Consider the following 18,523-nt stretch of genomic DNA (forward strand, 5'->3'; position numbering starts at 1 on the left):
GCTCAGAGCTTCTCCAGCTGTGCGCGCGCCTGCGCGGCACCACTGCCCTGCGGCTGCAGCGCCAGATAGGTGGTGTAGGCCTGCTTCGCCTTGGCCTTGTCGCCGGCATTGAAGTAGGCATCGCCCAGGTTGAGATGGGCCACCGCGCGCGAGGGATCGATCTTCAACGTGTTCTCCAGCCAGCGCGCGGCTTCGGCGTAGCGCTGCTGGCGGTAGTAGACGAAGCCGAGATTGTTCGCCGCCTGGGCGAAGTCCGGGCGCAGCTTCAGCGCTTCGGTGAACTGCGCCGCCGCTTCGTCGTACTGCTTTTCGCGGTACAGCTGCAGGCCACGGTCATTGGCCTGCTGCGCGCGCTGGCGGTCCGACGCCGGGCCGGCGCTGGGCACCACCAGCTTGGCCTTGCCACCCTGCAGGTCGGCCACGGTGACCGGTGCCTGGCTGCCCTTGGCTTCGCTGGCAGCCTCGACCTTGTTGTTCAGCGCGATCGCATCGGCGGTCAGCTGGCGCGTATCGGCGTTGAGGAACTCCTGGCTGTCCGGCACCTGGAACACGAACTCGCCGCCCTGCGAGCCGGGCAGGCTGCCGAACGCCGGGGTCTGGTGCGAAACCGCCGACACCGCCGGCGCCACATAGGCGGCCAGCTCGGTACCGGTGATCAGGCCGTCGCCATTGAGGTCACCCTTGCCGGCCAGCGCCTGCAGCAGCACCCAGGTGAACACCGAATGGCCATTGGGCCCGGCGTCGGCCACCTGCTGGTCGGCACCGCCGGCAGTCAGCATCTGCCGCGCGCTGCGGCGTGCGTTCTCGCGCAGGAACGACGACGACGACGGCCCGCCACGGGTCAGGCCCAGGCCGCTGTAGCAGGCATCCATCACGAACATCACGTGCTTGGCCTGCAGGCTTTCGGCGATGTTCTGGATGTCGGTCATCGCGATGGCGTCGGTGGCGAATTCCTTCGGGTCCGAATCCACCGGGATGATGTAGCCGAGGTCGCGGCCGGAGGCGAGCTGGCGGGTGGCGCCGTGACCGGCGAAGAACACGAACACGCGGTCGTTCTTGCCGGTGCGGTCATCGGCCAGGCGGTCGTGGAAGGCGGCCAGGATGTTGTTGCGGGTGGCCTGCTCGTTCTTCAGCACGATCACCTGCGAAGACGGGAAACCGAACTGCCCGGTGAGCGTATCGGCCACCGCCTGCGCATCGTGGCTGGCGTATTCCAGCTTCGGCCACTTGGAGTAGCTGTCGATGCCGACCACGATCGCCCATGATTTCTCGTAGCCGGTGGTGACGGTGGCGGCACCGGCATCACCCTTGCGCGCGCGGGCCACGGTGAAGTCGCGACCGTTCCAGCCGGCAAACTGGTAACCGTCGGCAATCAGCCGGTCGAGGATCTGCGGCAGCGCCTTCACTGCACGGTCGTGGATGTCGTGGAACAGGATGATGCCGCGCTGTTCCTTGTTCACCTGGTCGAGCACGCGCTGCACGATCGATTCCGGCACCGGGTCGGCCCAGTCCATCGAGTCGATGTTCCACATGATCGACTTCAGCCCGGCCTCGTTGAGCAGCTGCAGGCCTTCGGCGTTGCGCGCGCCGTACGGGAAGCGGAACAGCGGTGCGCGCTTGCTGTCCACGTCCTTCAACAGGGTGTCGGTGCCCAGCACCTGCTGGCGCAGCGCATCGCCGGTGGTACGCGACAACTGCGCATGGGTCAGGCTGTGGTTGCCCACGGCATAGCCGTCTTCCATCAGCTGGCGGCTGATCTTGGCCATCGGGCCGAGGCTGACCTTGCCGTCAGCCTCGACCGTGCCCAGGTTGCGGCCGACCTCGAAGAACACCCCCGGCACGTCGTAGCGCTTGAGGATGGCCACCACTTCATCGGTATAGGCCTTGTGCGGGCCATCGTCGAAGGTCAGCACCACGGTCTTGGGCGGCAGGTCGCGGCCGAAGATCTCGCGGTCGCTGTCCTTCATCGACATCGGGTACGGCTCGATCACCCCGTAGTCGCGCAGGATCGCTTCGCGGCTGTAGTCCTTGTGCAGGTGGGCGATGTAGTCCTCCCACTTCTCGCGCTTCAGGTCGATGGCGCGGGTGCGCTCGAAGCGGCTGAAGATGCGGGTCAGCTCCTGGTTGTAGTTGCGTTCGATCTCGTCCAGTGCGTCCAGATCCTCTCCGATGCGCTGGTGCAGCTTCACCGCCGGCAGCGACGAGTCGGCGCCGACACGCTCATGCAGGTCGCGCAGCACTTCGCGGAACGCCAGGCGGTCGGCATCGAACAGCTCGGGCGCCGATTCGATGTAGTCCAGCACCGTGCCAAGCGTCGCGAAGCGCTGCGGGCTGGTGCCGCGCAGCAGCGTGTCGAACTGCGCGGCGATGGCGGTGCGCTGTTCCAGGCCGTCGTGGAACAGCTGCTGGCCGATGCGCGTGGAGGTGCCACGGTCGGCGGCGCTCTGCTGTGCTTCGTCAGCCAGCAGCACGATGATCCGGCGGTAGCCGTCAAGCTGCTTCTGCAGCGCGGCCAGCAACGGCGCGGCGGCCGGATCGGCAGCGGCGGCGGCCTGCGCGCTGGACTGGGTGACGGTGCTCGCCGGCGCCTTCGCGTCCTTGTCGCCACAGCCGGCAACGGCCAGGGTGAGCAACAGTGAGGGCAGGAACAGGCGGAACGACGACGTGCGCGGCATGGCGGAACCGGAGGTGGGGGAACGGTGTGCGGGGAATTCTAACGCCGCATGCGAAAAGCCCGCCTTGCGGCGGGCTTCTCATCGACCGGGGCGGTAGAGTCGACCTTGGTCGACTCTACGGGTCGGGTTACTTCTTCTTGACCGGGGCTGGGGCGGTGGTGGCCGGCACCGGCTCGCCGCCGTGGCGCTTGGTCATCCACCACTGCTGCAGCAGGCCCAGGCCGCCGTTGACCACCCAGTACAGCACCAGGCCGGACGGCATGAGGGCCATCATGACGCCGAACACCAGCGGCATGAACTGCATCATCTTCTGCTGCATCGGGTCCATGCCCGGTGCCGGGGTCAGCTTCTGGGTGAACCACATCACCGCCATGTTGATCACCGGCAGGATGAAGTACGGGTCGCGTGCGGTCAGATCCTGGATCCAGCCCAGCCACGGCGCCTGGCGCAGCTCGACCGATTCCACCAGCACCCAGTACAGGGCGAAGAAGATCGGCATCTGGATGAGGATCGGCAGGCAGCCGCCCATCGGATTGATCTTTTCCTTCTTGTACAGCTCCATCATTGCGGTCTGGAACTTCTGGCGGTCATCGCCATAGCGTTCCTTCAGCTGCGCGATGCGCGGCTGGAAGCGACGCATCTTGGCGCCACTCTTGTACTGCACGGCCGACAGCGGGTAAAGCAACAGCTTCAGCAGCACCACCAGGCCGACAATCGCCCAGCCCCAGTTGCCGACCAGCTTGTGCACCTGGTTGAGCACCCAGAACAGGCCCTGGCCGATCACCGCCATCATCGAGAAGCGGCTGTAGTCGACCACGCGGTCCAGGCCCGGCACGTCTTCCTTGGCAATCAGGTTCACCAGCTTCGGGCCCACCCACAGACGCGCTTCGGTACTGGTGGACTGACCCGGGGCCACGGTGAAGGCCGGGCCGTTGGCGGTGATCTGATCGCGGCCATCATGCTGGGAGAGCACGTAGTGCGCGGCTTGGTCCTTCTGCGGGATCCAGGCGGTGAAGAAGTGGTGCTGCAGCATCGCCAGCCAGCCGCCGGTGATGTTCTGGTTAAGTGTGCCGTCTTCCAGGTAATCCTTGAACGCACGGCGCTGGTACTTCTTGTCGTTGTCGTACCAGGTGGCGCCGTTGAAGCTGAGCGAATCCGGGTTCATCATGCTCCGCGACAGGATGGTCGGGGTGCGGTCCAGGGTGCGGTAGACGTAGCCGTTCCACGGCGCGGCGCCGGCGTTGCTGACTTCATCCTTGAAGCGCACGGCGTACTCGTTGCGCGAGACGGTCAGGGTGCGCTTGATGGTCACGCCGTTGTCGGCGGTCCACACGAACGGGATCTGCAGTTCGTTCTGGCCCTTGGCCAGCACGAAGTCGCGGGTGTCACCGACCAGCTTGAAGCCGTCAGCACCCGGCACCGGGGTGTTCTTGTCCTCGCTGGCCCAGCCGCTGATCGCGCTGTAGGGGTGCGCGGGGTCTTCGGTCAGCAGGCGCACCGGCGGGCTGCCGTCGTCCTTGGTCTGCGGGAACTGCAGCAGCTCGGCATCGAGCACGCGGCCGCCGTCCAGCACCAGGCGCAGCACGTCGGTGGTGACGGTCACGCGCTGGGCAGCGGGGGTGGCGCTAGCCTGGGCCTGGGCGGCGGCCTGGCCCGGAGCACCCGGCACCTGGGCGTTGGGGATCGCGCCCGGGGCGGCGCCCGGAACACTCTGTGCGGCGGCCGGGGCCGACGTGGTCGTCGGTGCCGGGGTCGGAGCAGCCTTTTCACGGCTCCACTCCATCCACAGCAGCACGGCCACCATCAGCCAGGCAAAAATGAGGAATACGCGGGTCTGGTTCATCAGCGGACAGGCTCGGCGGGGCCGGGACGCGATGCCGGCTCGGTCAAAGAAGGAGTTGCGATGCCATCAGGCGGCGGCATTGTGCCGTCCACGCCCGGCGTGGGCAATGCACGCAGGCGCCGCAGCAGGCGCAGGAAGGCCTGGCGGATCTCGTCGTTGCTGGCAGAACGCGCAGCACTACGGGCCACGACGACGAAGTCGCCTGGCTGGATATCGGTACGTGTCTGACGCAGGATGTCGCGCAGGACGCGCTTGATCCGGTTACGCCCGACGGCGTTCGGATCGACCTTGCGGGAAACCGCCAGACCCAGCCTGGCCGGCCGGTCAGCCGGCAGCCAGTGCAGGGTCATCAGCGGATCGGACACACGGCGGGCGCCGTTGAAGACCGTTGAGTATTCGGCACGCGTGCGAACCCGCGCAGAGCGAGGGAATCGCTTGCGCGGGTCTGCAGTATTCACTGTCGAAGGGATTGCGTCTGCCGCAAGGTGCGGCATGGCAATCAGGCGCTCAGGACTTTGCGGCCCTTGGCGCGGCGACGCGACAGGATCTTGCGGCCGTCAGCGGTCTTCATACGGGCACGGAAGCCGTGGTCGCGCTTACGCTTGAGGTTGCTGGGCTGGTAGGTGCGCTTCGTGGCCATTGGGGGCCTCTCGTATGAATGGGACGGAAAGAACCGGAAATTCTAGAGAGGTACCCTACCCCGCGTCAAGCCCTGGCAGCTACGCGAATTCACTGGGCTGTGCAATAGCTGTGGATGTTTTTGTGAATAAGTAGGGGACAAGCATTCCGAAGGCGGGCGCTCGGTGGTAGTCTGAGCCATCCATTTCCCCCCTTTCCGGCCTGTGTTTGGGCGCCTTGTCGCGTCCATGCCCCGGCCACCGGACGATTATTGCTGATGGATGCCTGGTCCCGTAGTCTCGAGCGCCTCGAAGCGGAGTTCCCGCCGGAAGACGTTCACACCTGGTTGAAGCCGCTGCAGGCCGATCTGCGCGTGGACAGCCTGGTGCTGTATGCACCGAATGCCTTCATCGTCGATCAGGTCCGCGAGCTGTACCTGGCGCGGATCCGCGAGCTGCTGGCCCATTTCGCCGGTTTCAGCGACGTTTTTCTTGAAATCGGCTCGCGCCCGCGGCCCGTGGAGGCGCAGAACGCGCCGGTTTCCACGCCTTCGGCGCAGGTGTCCAGCGAGCCGCAGGTACCGTTTGCCGGCAACCTGGACAACCACTACACCTTCGCCAACTTCGTTGAGGGCCGCAGCAACCAGCTGGGCCTGGCCGCGGCGTTCCAGGCGGCGCAGAAGCCGGGCGACCGCGCGCACAACCCGTTGCTGCTGTACGGCGGCACCGGCCTGGGCAAGACCCACCTGATGTTCGCCGCCGGCAATGCGATGCGCCAGGCCAATCCGGGGGCGAAGGTGCTGTACCTGCGTTCGGAACAGTTCTTCAGCGCGATGATCCGGGCCCTGCAGGAAAAGACCATGGATCAGTTCAAGCGCCAGTTCCAGCAGGTGGACGCGCTGCTGATCGACGACATCCAGTTCTTCGCCGGCAAGGACCGCACCCAGGAAGAGTTCTTCCACACCTTCAACGCGTTGTTCGATGGCAAGCAGCAGATCATCCTGACCTGTGACCGCTATCCGCGCGAAGTCGAGGGCCTGGAAGCGCGCCTGAAGTCGCGGCTTGCCTGGGGCCTGTCGGTCGCGATCGAACCGCCGGACTTTGAAACCCGCGCCGCCATCGTACTGGCCAAGGCACGCGAACGCGGCGCCGAGATTCCCGATGATGTTGCGTTCCTGATCGCCAAGAAGATGCGCTCCAACGTGCGCGACCTCGAGGGCGCGCTCAATACCCTGACCGCCCGCGCCAATTTCACCGGCCGCGCGATCACCACCGAATTCGCCCAGGAAACCCTGCGCGACCTGCTGCGCGCCCAGCAGCAGGCGATCAGCATTCCCAACATCCAGAAAACCGTGGCCGACTACTACGGGCTGCAGATCAAGGATCTGCTGTCCAAGCGCCGGACCCGCTCGCTGGCCCGCCCGCGCCAGGTCGCCATGGCCCTGACCAAGGAACTGACCGAGCACAGCCTGCCCGAGATCGGCGACGCGTTTGCCGGTCGCGATCACACCACGGTGCTGCATGCCTGCCGTCAGATCCGCACCCTGATGGAAACCGACGGCAAGCTCCGCGAGGACTGGGACAAGCTGATCCGGAAGCTGAGCGAATGATGCACGGATGCCGATGAGGCGTCATCGCACAAAACGGTGCAGAATCCGGTAGCAAGCGCGGGACACGTTGTGGATAAAAATGGCGTTTGAAATCGCGCTGATTTTATCCACAGCTTTCCCCACCCCCTGGGGGTCGGTAATACAGAGGGTTTCGAGATCTGAAATTCTTTTATTTACAAAGACTTAGCGTTGTTTTCCAGCGATTCTGTCTCTACCAGCACCACCAAGCTTTTGATTTATTCCACATTTTTTAAAGCATAGGGGCACGGAACCACATGCGTTTCACACTGCAGCGCGAAGCCTTTCTCAAGCCGTTGGCACAGGTCGTCAACGTGGTCGAACGCCGCCAGACCCTTCCGGTTCTGGCCAATTTCCTGGTCCAGGTGCAGAACGGCCAGCTGTCGCTGACCGGTACCGACCTGGAAGTGGAGATGGTGTCGCGGATCGCGGTTGAAGACGCCCAGGACGGCGAAACCACCATTCCCGCCCGCAAGCTGTTCGAGATCATCCGAGCCCTGCCCGACGGCAGCCGGATCACCGTCTCGCAGACCGGTGACAAGATCACCGTGCAGGCCGGTCGCAGCCGCTTCACCCTGGCCACCCTGCCCTCCAACGACTTCCCGTCGGTGGACGAAGTGGAAGCCACCGAGCGCGTGGCCATTGGCGAAGCGACCCTGAAGGAACTGATCGAACGCACCGCGTTCGCGATGGCCCAGCAGGACGTGCGCTACTACCTCAACGGCCTGCTGTTCGATCTGCGCGGCGATGCCCTGCGTACCGTCGCCACCGACGGCCACCGCCTGGCCCTGTGTGAAACCGATCTGGCCAAGCCCAGCGGTTCCAAGCGCCAGATCATCGTGCCGCGCAAGGGCGTGACCGAGCTGCAGCGCCTGCTGGAAAGCGGCGATCGCGAGATCGAGCTGGAAGTCGGTCGCAGCCACGTCCGCGTCAAGCGCGACGATGTCACCTTCACCTCGAAGCTGATCGATGGTCGCTTCCCGGATTACGAAGCGGTGATCCCGATTGGCGCCGACCGCGAAGTGAAGGTGGACCGCGAAGCCCTGCGCGCCTCGCTGCAGCGCGCCGCGATCCTGTCCAACGAGAAGTATCGCGGCATCCGCGTGGAAGTCTCGCCGGGCAACCTGAAGATCAGCGCGCACAACCCGGAGCAGGAAGAAGCCCAGGAAGAAATCGAAGCCGACACCACGGTCAGCGATCTGGCCATCGGCTTCAACGTGAACTACCTGCTGGATGCCCTGTCCGCGCTGCGCGATGAAGAAGTCATCATCCAGCTGCGCGACTCCAACTCCTCGGCGCTGGTGCGTGAATCCAGCAGCGAGAAGTCGCGTCACGTGGTGATGCCGCTGCGCCTCTGACGCCAGCGCTGTTCCACGTGGAACCGAACGACGCCCGGGATCTTCCCGGGCGTTTTTTTTTTGTGTGGTTCCACGTGGAGCATCCATCAGCGCTCTTGGGCTGATCTGATTGTTTGCGGCCGTGTCATCGCGGGTATCGGCTGGGTGTAGGCCAGTGGTGTGGGTGCGGACTTCCTCGCATCTCGTCGGGATCGCGGTTGCGATGTACGGAATGCGCGGTCGGGCTCCACACAGGTCGGTCAGATCGGGCTATCCCGTCAGGGGATCCTCATCTGCAAGCGCGTCTGTCCACAGATCGGTTTCTGGCCGAATCGGGCCGTGCCTAGCTTCTAAATCTGGGTATAAATCTAAAGCATGGTGGTGATGGTAGGGCCAGATCTCGTGGAAAAACGTATTATCTGTTTGATTTAAAATAGATTTCTACAGCTGAAACCCCCTGTATAGAGGCCCCTCAGGCTGGGGGGGAACCTGTGGATAGTTTCACCGGCCACGCAAAAGGGCTTTTTTATCCACAGATTGCCCATACCTTGTGTATAAGTCATACAGCGCCGCTGTGGACAGCGTGGAACGAACGGCCTGAATTCTTTGAAATCTGTGGAACCCTGCAGGAGCTTGGATCGCAGAACTGAAGGAATTCATGGGCTCCTTGGCCGCCACCTGCGCCGGACCGGTTGATGAAGCCACCCAAAGGCCCGTGAAATCGGCGAAATCTGAGGGCCTGGACCCTGATCCCCCGTGCAGATTTGAAGGAATTTCGGGCCCATCCCGGTCCCGCGCGTTCCTCGGCGATCGCTGCATGCCACGTGGAACCTGCGAATGCGCGCCAGCAGGCGGAAGGTCTCCACCTCGACGACGACAGCACCGCGCCCGGCTTGACCGATGCAGTAAGCTGATGGATTCCCTGCCCTTCTACCGCTCCGAGCGGATGGTCCCTCGCGCCCCATGCAGATCCGCCGCCTTGCCTTGCATCACCTGCGTCGTTTCAGTGCGGTGGACCTGTCGCCCCAGCCGGGTTTGAACCTGCTGACCGGCGACAACGGCGCCGGAAAGACCAGCGTGCTCGAGGCCCTGCATCTGATGGCCTATGGCCGCAGCTTCCGCGGACGGGTGCGCGATGGCCTGGTCCGTCAGGGCCAGGAGGCGTTGGAAGTCTTCGTGGAATGGGACGAGCAACGCGCCCATCATCCGCCGCATCGCCGAAAGGCCGGCCTGCGCCACAGCGGCCAGGACTGGAAGGGACGTCTGGATGGCGAAGACGTGGCTCAGCTTGGCAATCTCTGCGCCGCACTGGCCGTGGTGACCTTCGAGCCCGGCAGCCATGCGCTGGTCAGCGGTGGCGGCGAACCCCGTCGCCGCTTCCTCGATTGGGGCTTGTTCCACGTGGAACCTGATTTTCTGTCCCTGTGGCGCCGCTACTCGCGGGCCCTGAAGCAGCGTAACGCCCTGCTCAAGCAAGGCGGGCCCTCGCGGATGCTGGACACGTGGGATCACGAGCTGGCTGAAGCCGGAGAGCCGCTGACCAGTCGACGCCAGCACTATCTGGAACGCCTGCAGCAGCGCACGATCGCGCTGGCCGCCAGCCTGGCGCCGCAACTCGGCATCCAGGGCATGCAACTGAGCCCGGGGTGGCGCCGGCATGAACTGCCGTTGGCCGATGCCCTGCTGCTGGCGCGGGAACGCGACCGTCAGGCCGGCTATACCTCGGTGGGCCCGCACCGGGCGGACTGGAGCGTCGACTTCCACAGCATCCCCGGCCGCGATGCGCTGTCTCGTGGCCAGGCCAAACTGACGGCCCTGGCCTGCCTGCTGGCCCAGGCCGAAGACTATGCAGAGCAACGGGGCGAATGGCCGGTGATCGCGCTGGACGATCTGGCCTCCGAGCTGGATCGCACCCACCAGGGCCGGGTACTGGAGCGCCTGCTCGCTGGCCCGGCGCAGATCTTCATCACTGCCACCGAAACGCCGGCAGCGCTGCAGGAACTGACGCATATCGCCCGGTTCCACGTGGAACATGCACAGATCGTGGCTGTGCCATAGTGGGCACATCAGGGCCGTTCGACCCCGGCTGGTATAATTCGGGTTGGAATCCTTTCATTCTCGGCGCATCGCTCCACGCGGTGGCCGACCTGCGGAGCCTACGGCAAGCGCAATGAGCGACGAACAGAACACCCCGGCAAACAACGGCAATTACGACGCCAACAGCATTACCGCCCTGGAAGGCCTGGAGGCTGTCCGCAAGCGTCCCGGCATGTACATCGGTGACGTGCATGACGGTACCGGTCTGCACCACATGGTGTTCGAGGTCGTCGACAACTCGATCGACGAAGCGCTGGCTGGTCATGCCGATCATGTGGCGGTGACGATCCACGCCGACGGCTCGGTTTCGGTGTCCGACAACGGCCGCGGTATCCCAACCGGCAAGCACGAGCAGATGAGCGCCAAGCTCGGCCGCGAAGTGTCCGCTGCCGAAGTGGTGATGACCGTCCTGCACGCAGGCGGCAAGTTCGACGACAACAGCTACAAGGTTTCCGGCGGCCTGCACGGCGTTGGCGTCAGCGTGGTCAACGCACTGTCGCAGAAGCTGCTGGTGGACGTGTTCCAGAACGGGTTCCACTACCAGCAGGAATTCAGCAACGGCGCCGCAGTGACCGCGCTGGCCAAGCTGGAAACCACCACCAAGCGCGGCACCACCGTGCGCTTCTGGCCGTCCACCGTCGCCTTCCACGACAACGTGGAGTTCCACTACGACATCCTGGCCCGCCGCCTGCGCGAACTGTCGTTCCTGAACTCCGGGGTCAAGATCGTCCTGGCCGACGAGCGCGGCGATGGCCGTCGCGATGACTTCCATTACGAGGGCGGCATCCGCAGCTTCGTGGAGCATCTGGCGCAGCTGAAGACCCCGCTGCACCCGAACGTCATCTCGGTCACCGGCGAGCACAACGGCATCGTGGTCGACGTGGCGCTGCAGTGGACCGACTCCTACCAGGAGACGATGTACTGCTTCACCAACAACATTCCGCAGAAGGACGGCGGCACCCACCTGGCCGGTTTCCGCGGCGCGCTGACCCGCGTGCTCAACAACTACATCGAACAGAACGGCATCGCCAAGCAGGCCAAGATCAACCTGACCGGCGACGACATGCGCGAAGGCATGATCGCGGTGCTGTCGGTGAAGGTGCCGGACCCAAGCTTCTCCAGCCAGACCAAGGAAAAGCTGGTCAGCTCCGACGTGCGCCCGGCCGTGGAAAACGCCTTCGGTGCGCGCCTGGAAGAGTTCCTGCAGGAGAACCCGAACGAAGCCAAGGCCATCGCCGGCAAGATCGTCGATGCCGCGCGTGCGCGTGAAGCGGCGCGCAAGGCCCGCGATCTGACCCGCCGCAAGGGCGCGCTGGATATCGCCGGCCTGCCGGGCAAGCTGGCCGACTGCCAGGAAAAGGATCCGGCGCTGTCCGAACTGTTCATCGTCGAGGGTGACTCGGCAGGTGGCTCGGCCAAGCAGGGCCGCAACCGCAAGAACCAGGCGGTGCTGCCGCTGCGCGGCAAGATCCTCAACGTGGAACGCGCGCGCTTTGACCGCATGCTGTCCTCCGACCAGGTCGGTACGCTGATCACCGCACTGGGTACCGGCATCGGCCGCGACGAGTACAACCCGGACAAGCTGCGCTACCACAAGATCATCATCATGACCGACGCCGACGTCGACGGCGCGCACATCCGCACCCTGCTGCTGACGTTCTTCTACCGTCAGATGCCGGAGCTGATCGAGCGCGGTTACGTCTACATCGGCCTGCCGCCGCTGTACAAGATCAAGCAGGGCAAGCAGGAGCTGTACCTGAAGGACGACCCGGCGCTGGACAGCTACCTGGCCAGCAGCGCAGTGGAAAACGCTGCGCTGGTGCCGGCCACCGGCGAGCCGGGCATCGAAGGCCTGGCCCTGGAGAAGTTGCTGCTGGCCTACGCCGCTGCGCTGGATTCGATCGAACGCAACGCGCACCGCTACGACCGCAACCTGCTCGAAGCGCTGGTCGATTTCGTGCCGATGGACCTGGACAGCCTGCGCACTGCCGGCGAAGGCGAAGGCCTGGATGCGCTGGCCAAGCGTCTGAACCAGGGCAGCCTGGGCAGCCCGCGCTTCAGCCTGGAACTGCAGGAACCCAACGACGAACGCCCGGCCGCTGTGCTGGTGACCCGTCGCCACATGGGCGAACAGCACATCCAGGTGCTGCCGATGTCGGCGTTCGAAAGCGGTGAACTGCGTGCGATCCACCAGGCCTCCAAACTGCTGCACGGCCTGGTGCGCGAAGGCGCCACCATCTCCCGTGGCGCCAAGTCGATCGAAGTCGATACCTTCGCCAAGGCGCAGAACTGGTTGCTGGAAGAAGCCAAGCGTGGACGCCAGATCCAGCGCTTCAAGGGCCTGGGTGAAATGAACCCCGAGCAGCTGTGGGACACCACGGTCAATCCGGAGACCCGCCGCCTGCTGCAGGTGCGCATCGAAGATGCGGTGGCCGCTGATCAGATCTTCAGCACCCTGATGGGCGATGTCGTCGAACCGCGTCGTGATTTCATCGAAGACAATGCGCTGAAGGTTGCCAACCTGGATATCTGACACAATCGGGCATGGCCGGTGCACGGGGAGGTGCGCCGGTCTTCATCCTTGAACACAGGTACCTGATGTCCGCTTCCGCCCCGGTCTCTGCCCCGCCGCCGGTTCCCCCGGCCTCTGCCGCCCCGCGCGCCGTGCCACCGCTGGCAGGCTTCTTCATCGATCTCGGCATCGCCGCCGTGGCGCTGATCGGCCTGAGCATGGTGACCGGCCTGTTCTGGGGCTTCTACCGGGCCATCGTGGTCGGCTATGCCAATGCCGAGGCCAACGGCAGTGCGATGACCGCGGCAGCAGCCACCACGGCCGTCGGCCAGCCCGGCGCGCTGGCGCAGATCCTGATGGCATTGATCGCCACCGGTGGCGCGGCGCTGCTGCTGTACTTCTGGCGCCGTCCGGCCAACGCAGCTGAACGCCTGGCATCGCGACAGGCACTGCGACGGCCGTCGACCTGGGGCTGGACCCTGCTGGTGGCCACCCTGATCGTGCTGGGCAGCAACGGCATCGCCTTCCTGGCCCGGCAGTTCGGCATCGAACCGGTGCCGACCAACGTGGAACTGATGCAGAGCGCGATCGCGCGTTTCCCGCTGTTCCTGGTGCTGTTTGCCGTGGTGCTGGCGCCGGCCTACGAGGAACTGCTGTTCCGCCGCGTCCTGTTCGGGCGCCTGTGGCAGGCCGGCCGGCCGTGGCTGGGGCTCATCCTCAGCAGCCTGGCCTTCGCCCTGGTCCACGAAGTGCCGGGCGTGAGCAAGAATTCCTGGATGGGAATGGCGCAGCTGTGGCTGGTCTACGGCGGCATGGGTGCGGCCTTCTGCTGGCTGTATCGCCGCACCGGTACGCTGTGGGCGGCCATCGTGGCGCATGCACTGAACAATGCCGTCGCGCTTGCCGCGATGGTGTTCCTGGGGTCAACGTAACGCCGTGTCCGCTTGACGAAAGATTAAGCCGCTACGTTGGACACTGCGCACATGAACACGGGGGATCTTTCCATGAAGCAACTGCTGTTGGCCCTTGTCATCACCACGCTGGTCAGCGCCTGCGCAACGACCACGTCCCCCACCGGACGCCGGCAGATGGTGGGCGGCGTATCGCAGGCGCAGCTGGACCAGCTGGGCGCGCAGGCGTTCGCTGAAACCAAGCAGAAGGAAAAGATCAGCACCGATGGCCGCCAGAACGGCTACGTACAGTGCGTGGTCAATGCCCTGGTCGCTCAGTTGCCGCCTCAATACCGGGGCGTACGGTGGGAGACGGCGGTGTTCGTGGACAAGGAACCCAATGCCTTCGCCCTGCCCGGCGGCAAGGTCGGTGTGAACACCGGCATCTTCACTGTGGCGAAGAACCAGGACCAGCTGGCCGCCGTGATCGGCCATGAGATCGGTCACGTCATCGCCCGTCACCACGAAGAGCGCATCACCCGTCAGATGGGCGCACAGACCGGCCTGGCCGTGCTCGGCGCGCTGGCCGGTGCCGCCTACGGCGAGGGTGCCGCCAGCACCGTCAACCAGCTTGGTGGGATGGGCGCGCAGACCGCCTTCCTGCTGCCTGGCTCGCGGACCCAGGAAAGCGAGGCCGACGTGATCGGCCAGCGATTGATGGCCCAGGCCGGCTTCAACCCCGCCCAGGCCGTGGATCTGTGGCAGAACATGATGGCCGCCAGCGGTGGCCGCAGCCCACAATGGCTGTCCACCCACCCCGATCCGGCCAACCGGATCCAGGAACTGCGCCGTGATGCGCCGGGCCTGACCCCGGTCTACCAGCAGGCGCAGGCGGCCGGACTGCGGCCAAAGTGCGGATGAGTGCGCAGTTTCATGCTGTAGTGCAGCACATAAAACGATTTCTCACGCCATCTGTTTCTGATACGTTTGGCGGCTCAGATTTTTCTGACAGTCCGACTTTGCCGCTATCCGGCGGTTCGATCGAGGTGAACGATGATTTTCCGTAACCACAAAGCTGTGCTTTCCGTCCTCGTCGCGACCGCCCTGACCGGCGCCGTGGTCACCGATGCCTTCGCGCAGTCCTCGCGCTCCTCCGACCGCAGCAACCGCGGCGGCAGCAGCAAGCAGGCCAAGGCCGAAGCGCTCTACCCGAACGCGACCCGCCAGGAGCCGACCGTCAAGGCCTCGGCCAAGATGGGCAGCAAGCTGCAGAAAATGATCGACAGCTACAACAACGAAAAGTTCCCGGAGACGCGTACGCAGGCTGACGCGATCCTGGCTGACAGCGCCGCGAACGAGTACGACAAGTCGCTGGCCGCGCAGCTGGCCTCGCAGGCCGCCTACCAGACCGACGACACCCCGGGTGCGGTTGCCTACCTGAAGCAGGTCCTGCAGTTCAACGGCCTGGACAACAATGGCCACTTCCAGTCGATGCTGATGCTGGGCCAGCTGCAGCTGCAGGAAGACCAGACCGCCGAAGGCCTGACCACCCTGGACAAGTACTTCGCCGAGAGCAAGTCGACCAAGCCGGAAGAACTGGTTGCCAAGGGCCAGGCCCTGTACCAGCTGGAGCGCTACCAGGAAGCGGTGCCGGTGCTGCAGCAGGCCATTGCCGGCGCCACCGAGCCGAAGGACAGCTGGAACCAGCTGCTGATGGCGGCGCTGTCCGAATCCGGCCAGACCGGTGAGGCGCTGAAGACCGCCGAAGCACTGGCGGCGAAGAACCCGAACGACAAGAAGGCGCAGCTGAACCTGGCCAACATGTACATGCAGGCCGACCAGATGCCCAAGGCTGCCGCGGTGATGGACAAGCTGCGCAGCAGCGGCCAGCTCACCGAAGAGCGCGAGTACAAGCAGCTGTACTCGATCTATGCCAACACCGAGAACAAGGAAAAGGACGTCATCGCGGTCATCAACGAAGGGTTGCAGAAGGGCATCCTGAAGCCGGATTACCAGGTCTACCTGGCGCTGGCCCAGTCCTACTACTACTCCGACCAGGTGCCGCAGGCGATCGAGGCGTGGCAGAAGGCTGCCCCGCTGTCCAAGGACGGTGAGACCTACCTGAACCTGGCACGCGTCCTGCATGCCGAAGGTCGCGTCCCCGAGGCCAAGCAGGCCGCCCAGCAGGCGCTGGCGAAGGGCGTGAAGAACCAGGCTGATGCCAAAAAAATCATCAACCTGAAGTAAGTAGGAATAACGCCTGAACGCCTGCTCAGTTGATGCGCAGGCGCTCAGGATTGGTATAAGCTTGGAGGTTCCTGCGGTGTCATGCACCGCTGATCAGGGATTCCGCCCCCGGCATCCCGGCCCCACTATTGAGCTCTTGGCGCATGACGGAACAACTAGTCGTTCACCGGTACGAACAACCCGATGACAAGGGGCTGAGCTGGCCTCGCATCGTCGGCATCGCGTTTGTAATTGCCCTGCATCTGGCCGCCTTCATGATGCTCCTCATCCCCGCCGTGGCTCCCAAGGCCGTCGCGGAGAAGGAGCGCAACGTCATGGTGACCATCGTCGATGCACCGCCGCCGCCGCCCCCGCCGCCGCCGCCGCCGCCGCCGACCGATACTCCGCCGCCGCCGGTGAAGAATCTGTCGCCGCCGAAGCCGTCGCCGGTCCCGCCGCCGCCGCAGGCGCCGGTCGTGGACGTGCCGGAACCGCGCCCGAACGATATCGTCACCCCGCCGTCGCCTCCTGCGCCGCCGGCACCGGCGACCTCGATCGAGGCCAGCGTGGACATCTCGTCGAAGGCCATGAATCCGCCGCGCTACCCGCCGGCAGCCTTCCGCGCCGGTATCCAGGGCGAAGTGATCCTGATCATTGATGTCGATGCCAACGGCAACGTCACCAATGTCACGGTGGAAAAGTCCAGCCGTAACCGCGACCTGGACCGTGCTGCCATGGAAGCAGCTCGCAAGTGGCGCTTCAACGCCGCTGAATCTGGCGGTAAGAAGGCGGCAGGTCGCGTTCGCGTCCCGGTCAACTTTGCGCTGAACTGATGCGTCCGGGTGGCCGCCCGGCCACCCCCGCTCCGGTTCGATTGTTTAGCTTAGCTACACCCTTTATCACCACACACAACAAAGGTAAGCGTCATGCTGCAGGAAATTTTCATCGCCGCTGCTGCCGGGGGCAATCCGTCCAACGCCCTGTCGCAGATGGGCTTCGAGCACCTGATCCACGAAATGACCACCAAGCCGGGTGATTTCGCGGTTTCCTGGGTCGTGCTGCTGACCCTGATCGCGATGTCGGCCATGTCCTGGTACTGGACCGTCATCAACATCTTCCGCGCCACCCGCCTGAAGAGTGCCGCTGATCGCGTCGTCAGCCTGTTCTGGGACACCCCGAACGCGCAGGACGCCATCCGTGCGATGGAAGAGCAGCCGGCTTCGGAGCCGTTCTCGAAGATCGCCCTGGACGCTGCGCAGGCTGCCGCCCACCACCAGCGCGCTGAAGGCGGTGCCACCGGCGGTGTCGGTGAAAACCTGAGCCGTTCGGAGTTCGTCGACCGCGCTCTGCGCCAGGCCGTCACCCGCGAAAGCAACAAGCTGCAGTCGGGCATGACCCTGCTGGCCACCGTCGGCGCGACCGCTCCGTTCGTCGGTCTGCTGGGTACCGTGTGGGGCATCTACGGCGCGCTGATCAAGATCGGTGCCACCGGCTCCGCTTCGATCGACGCCGTTGCCGGCCCGGTGGGTGAAGCGCTGATCATGACCGCGATCGGTCTGTTCGTCGCGATCCCGGCCGTGTTCGCCTTCAACTTCTTCAGCAAGATCAACAGCGCGACCATCAGCAAGTTCGATACCTTCGCGCACGACCTGCACGACTTCTTCGCCACCGGCTCGCGCGTCCGCTAATTGCGGCGCGCGTTACCCAGCGACGAACGTAAGTAGTCACCAAGATCTAGACGGAGCCCGTTATGGCTTTCAGTAGTGGTAACAGCGGCGGCCCCATGGCCGACATCAACGTTACGCCCCTCGTGGACGTGATGCTGGTGCTGCTGATCATCTTCATCATCACGGCGCCCCTGATGTCCCACAAGGTCAAGGTGGATCTGCCCGAAGCCAACCTGATCCAGAAGCCGGAAGACGCTGAAAAGCGTTCCGGACCGATCACCCTGGCAGTCAAGGAAGACGGCTCGATCTACTGGAACGACGAAGAAATCAACAAGCAGACTCTCGAGTCGCGCTTGGCGACCGCCGCCCAGCAGACCCCGCAGCCGCCGCTGAACCTGCGTGGTGACCGCACCACCAAGATGCGCGTCATCAACGACCTGACCAAGGTTGCGCAGGAACAGGGCATGTTGGACGTCGGCTTCGTCGCGACCAAAGAAAAGGGGCAATAAGCCATGGCATTCAGTAGTGGTGGTGGCAAGGGCCCCATGGCAGACATCAACGTCACGCCCCTCGTGGACGTGATGCTGGTTCTGCTGATCATCTTCATCGTGACCGCGCCGATCATGACGTACCCGATCGCCGTGGACCTGCCGCAGCGCGTGCTCAACCCACCGCCGCAGCTGGTCGAACCGCCGCCGCCGATCGAACTGAAGATCGACGCCAGCAACCAGGTCTCGTGGAACAACAGCCCGATCAATACCAGCGAGCTGCAGCAGCGGATGGAGCAGGAGGTCCAGCGTGACCCGACCAACCAGCCGGAACTGCGTATCGACGCCAGCCCGGATTCGGAGTACGACGTGATGGCCAAGGTTCTGGCCGCCGCGAAGAACGCTCAGATGAAGAAGATCGGTTTTGTGCAGCAGTAATCGCTACACCGCAACACAACAGTCATGACGCGACTGCAGACGCCCCTGGAAACAGGGGCGTCTTTTTTTGTACCTGGGGTCAGAGCCCTTCCCTGCGCGAAGGGA

15 protein-coding genes are annotated in these 18,523 nt (G+C 64.5%); 11 read left to right on the forward strand and 4 right to left on the reverse strand.

Annotation, left to right across the window (positions count from 1 at the left end; genetic code table 11):
- Nucleotides 1-2 precede the first annotated feature (2 nt).
- The 4 genes from C9412_RS08965 to rpmH all read right to left on the reverse strand — a co-directional run bounded on the left by C9412_RS08965 (nt 3) and on the right by rpmH (nt 5,158).
- Entirely contained in the window at nt 3-2,675 is a 2,673-nt protein-coding gene (locus C9412_RS08965; RefSeq protein WP_107231308.1) for a polysaccharide deacetylase family protein, read from the reverse strand.
- Nucleotides 2,676-2,802: 127 nt separating this feature from the next.
- Entirely contained in the window at nt 2,803-4,518 is a 1,716-nt protein-coding gene (yidC, locus tag C9412_RS08970) for a membrane protein insertase YidC (RefSeq protein WP_107231309.1), read from the reverse strand.
- Nucleotides 4,518-5,012: a ribonuclease P protein component gene (rnpA, locus tag C9412_RS08975; RefSeq protein WP_080355007.1), complete on the reverse strand. Its 495-nt coding sequence runs from the start codon at nt 5,010-5,012 to the stop codon at nt 4,518-4,520. Before rnpA ends, yidC begins: the two co-directional genes overlap by 1 nt.
- 5 nt (nt 5,013-5,017) lie before the next feature.
- On the reverse strand, nt 5,018-5,158 hold the full coding sequence (rpmH, locus tag C9412_RS08980; RefSeq protein WP_005411729.1) for a 50S ribosomal protein L34: 141 nt from the start codon (nt 5,156-5,158) through the stop codon (nt 5,018-5,020).
- Nucleotides 5,159-5,413: 255 nt separating this feature from the next.
- Here rpmH and dnaA point away from each other — a divergent pair, with 255 nt between their 5' ends.
- The 11 genes from dnaA to C9412_RS09035 all read left to right on the forward strand — a co-directional run bounded on the left by dnaA (nt 5,414) and on the right by C9412_RS09035 (nt 18,418).
- The gene (gene dnaA, locus C9412_RS08985; RefSeq protein WP_057495961.1) at nt 5,414-6,745 is read left to right on the forward strand and encodes a chromosomal replication initiator protein DnaA; all 1,332 of its coding nucleotides are present in this window, start codon (nt 5,414-5,416) and stop codon (nt 6,743-6,745) included.
- Between the two features lie 275 nt (nt 6,746-7,020).
- On the forward strand, nt 7,021-8,121 hold the full coding sequence (gene dnaN, locus C9412_RS08990; RefSeq protein WP_005411731.1) for a DNA polymerase III subunit beta: 1,101 nt from the start codon (nt 7,021-7,023) through the stop codon (nt 8,119-8,121).
- A 942-nt stretch (nt 8,122-9,063) separates the two neighbouring features.
- Nucleotides 9,064-10,158, forward strand: a complete 1,095-nt coding sequence (recF, locus tag C9412_RS08995) for a DNA replication/repair protein RecF (RefSeq protein ID WP_107231310.1) — start codon at nt 9,064-9,066, stop codon at nt 10,156-10,158.
- A 112-nt stretch (nt 10,159-10,270) separates the two neighbouring features.
- A complete protein-coding gene (gyrB, locus tag C9412_RS09000) occupies nt 10,271-12,730 on the forward strand; it encodes a DNA topoisomerase (ATP-hydrolyzing) subunit B (RefSeq protein ID WP_107231311.1) in 2,460 nt (819 codons plus the stop codon).
- A gap of 65 nt (nt 12,731-12,795) precedes the next feature.
- A complete protein-coding gene (locus tag C9412_RS09005) occupies nt 12,796-13,641 on the forward strand; it encodes a CPBP family intramembrane glutamic endopeptidase (protein ID WP_107231312.1) in 846 nt (281 codons plus the stop codon).
- 72 nt (nt 13,642-13,713) lie between these two features.
- Nucleotides 13,714-14,520, forward strand: a complete 807-nt coding sequence (locus tag C9412_RS09010) for a M48 family metallopeptidase (RefSeq protein WP_032128510.1) — start codon at nt 13,714-13,716, stop codon at nt 14,518-14,520.
- Nucleotides 14,521-14,652: 132 nt separating this feature from the next.
- On the forward strand, nt 14,653-15,846 hold the full coding sequence (locus tag C9412_RS09015) for a DUF4032 domain-containing protein (protein WP_107231313.1): 1,194 nt from the start codon (nt 14,653-14,655) through the stop codon (nt 15,844-15,846).
- Between the two features lie 254 nt (nt 15,847-16,100).
- Entirely contained in the window at nt 16,101-16,658 is a 558-nt protein-coding gene (locus C9412_RS09020; protein WP_176510643.1) for an energy transducer TonB, read from the forward strand.
- A 93-nt stretch (nt 16,659-16,751) separates the two neighbouring features.
- Nucleotides 16,752-17,513, forward strand: a complete 762-nt coding sequence (gene exbB, locus C9412_RS09025) for a TonB-system energizer ExbB (RefSeq protein ID WP_005411738.1) — start codon at nt 16,752-16,754, stop codon at nt 17,511-17,513.
- Nucleotides 17,514-17,575: 62 nt separating this feature from the next.
- Nucleotides 17,576-18,001, forward strand: coding sequence for a biopolymer transporter ExbD (locus tag C9412_RS09030; RefSeq protein WP_005411739.1), 426 nt, complete (start codon nt 17,576-17,578; stop codon nt 17,999-18,001).
- A gap of 3 nt (nt 18,002-18,004) precedes the next feature.
- Nucleotides 18,005-18,418 (forward strand): biopolymer transporter ExbD, encoded by a 414-nt coding sequence (locus C9412_RS09035; RefSeq protein ID WP_005411740.1) that lies wholly within the window; start codon nt 18,005-18,007, stop codon nt 18,416-18,418.
- Nucleotides 18,419-18,523: the final 105 nt, after the last annotated feature.

It is taken from the genome of Stenotrophomonas sp. Nf1 (assembly GCF_003028475.1).
GTDB lineage: Bacteria > Pseudomonadota > Gammaproteobacteria > Xanthomonadales > Xanthomonadaceae > Stenotrophomonas.

Excerpts from the sequence above, each read along its gene's own strand:
- gyrB (WP_107231311.1), top strand. The coding sequence starts at position 10,271 with ATGAGCGACGAACAGAACACCCCGGCAAACAACGGCAATTACGACGCC.
- recF (WP_107231310.1), top strand. The coding sequence starts at position 9,064 with ATGCAGATCCGCCGCCTTGCCTTGCATCACCTGCGTCGTTTCAGTGCG.
- yidC (WP_107231309.1), bottom strand. The coding sequence starts at position 4,518 with ATGAACCAGACCCGCGTATTCCTCATTTTTGCCTGGCTGATGGTGGCC.
- C9412_RS09005 (WP_107231312.1), top strand. The coding sequence starts at position 12,796 with ATGTCCGCTTCCGCCCCGGTCTCTGCCCCGCCGCCGGTTCCCCCGGCC.
- C9412_RS09015 (WP_107231313.1), top strand. The coding sequence starts at position 14,653 with ATGATTTTCCGTAACCACAAAGCTGTGCTTTCCGTCCTCGTCGCGACC.
- exbB (WP_005411738.1), top strand. The coding sequence starts at position 16,752 with ATGCTGCAGGAAATTTTCATCGCCGCTGCTGCCGGGGGCAATCCGTCC.
- C9412_RS09020 (WP_176510643.1), top strand. The coding sequence starts at position 16,101 with ATGATGCTCCTCATCCCCGCCGTGGCTCCCAAGGCCGTCGCGGAGAAG.
- C9412_RS09035 (WP_005411740.1), top strand. The coding sequence starts at position 18,005 with ATGGCATTCAGTAGTGGTGGTGGCAAGGGCCCCATGGCAGACATCAAC.
- C9412_RS09010 (WP_032128510.1), top strand. The coding sequence starts at position 13,714 with ATGAAGCAACTGCTGTTGGCCCTTGTCATCACCACGCTGGTCAGCGCC.
- C9412_RS09030 (WP_005411739.1), top strand. The coding sequence starts at position 17,576 with ATGGCTTTCAGTAGTGGTAACAGCGGCGGCCCCATGGCCGACATCAAC.
- dnaA (WP_057495961.1), top strand. The coding sequence starts at position 5,414 with ATGGATGCCTGGTCCCGTAGTCTCGAGCGCCTCGAAGCGGAGTTCCCG.
- rpmH (WP_005411729.1), bottom strand. The coding sequence starts at position 5,158 with ATGGCCACGAAGCGCACCTACCAGCCCAGCAACCTCAAGCGTAAGCGC.
- dnaN (WP_005411731.1), top strand. The coding sequence starts at position 7,021 with ATGCGTTTCACACTGCAGCGCGAAGCCTTTCTCAAGCCGTTGGCACAG.
- rnpA (WP_080355007.1), bottom strand. The coding sequence starts at position 5,012 with ATGCCGCACCTTGCGGCAGACGCAATCCCTTCGACAGTGAATACTGCA.
- C9412_RS08965 (WP_107231308.1), bottom strand. The coding sequence starts at position 2,675 with ATGCCGCGCACGTCGTCGTTCCGCCTGTTCCTGCCCTCACTGTTGCTC.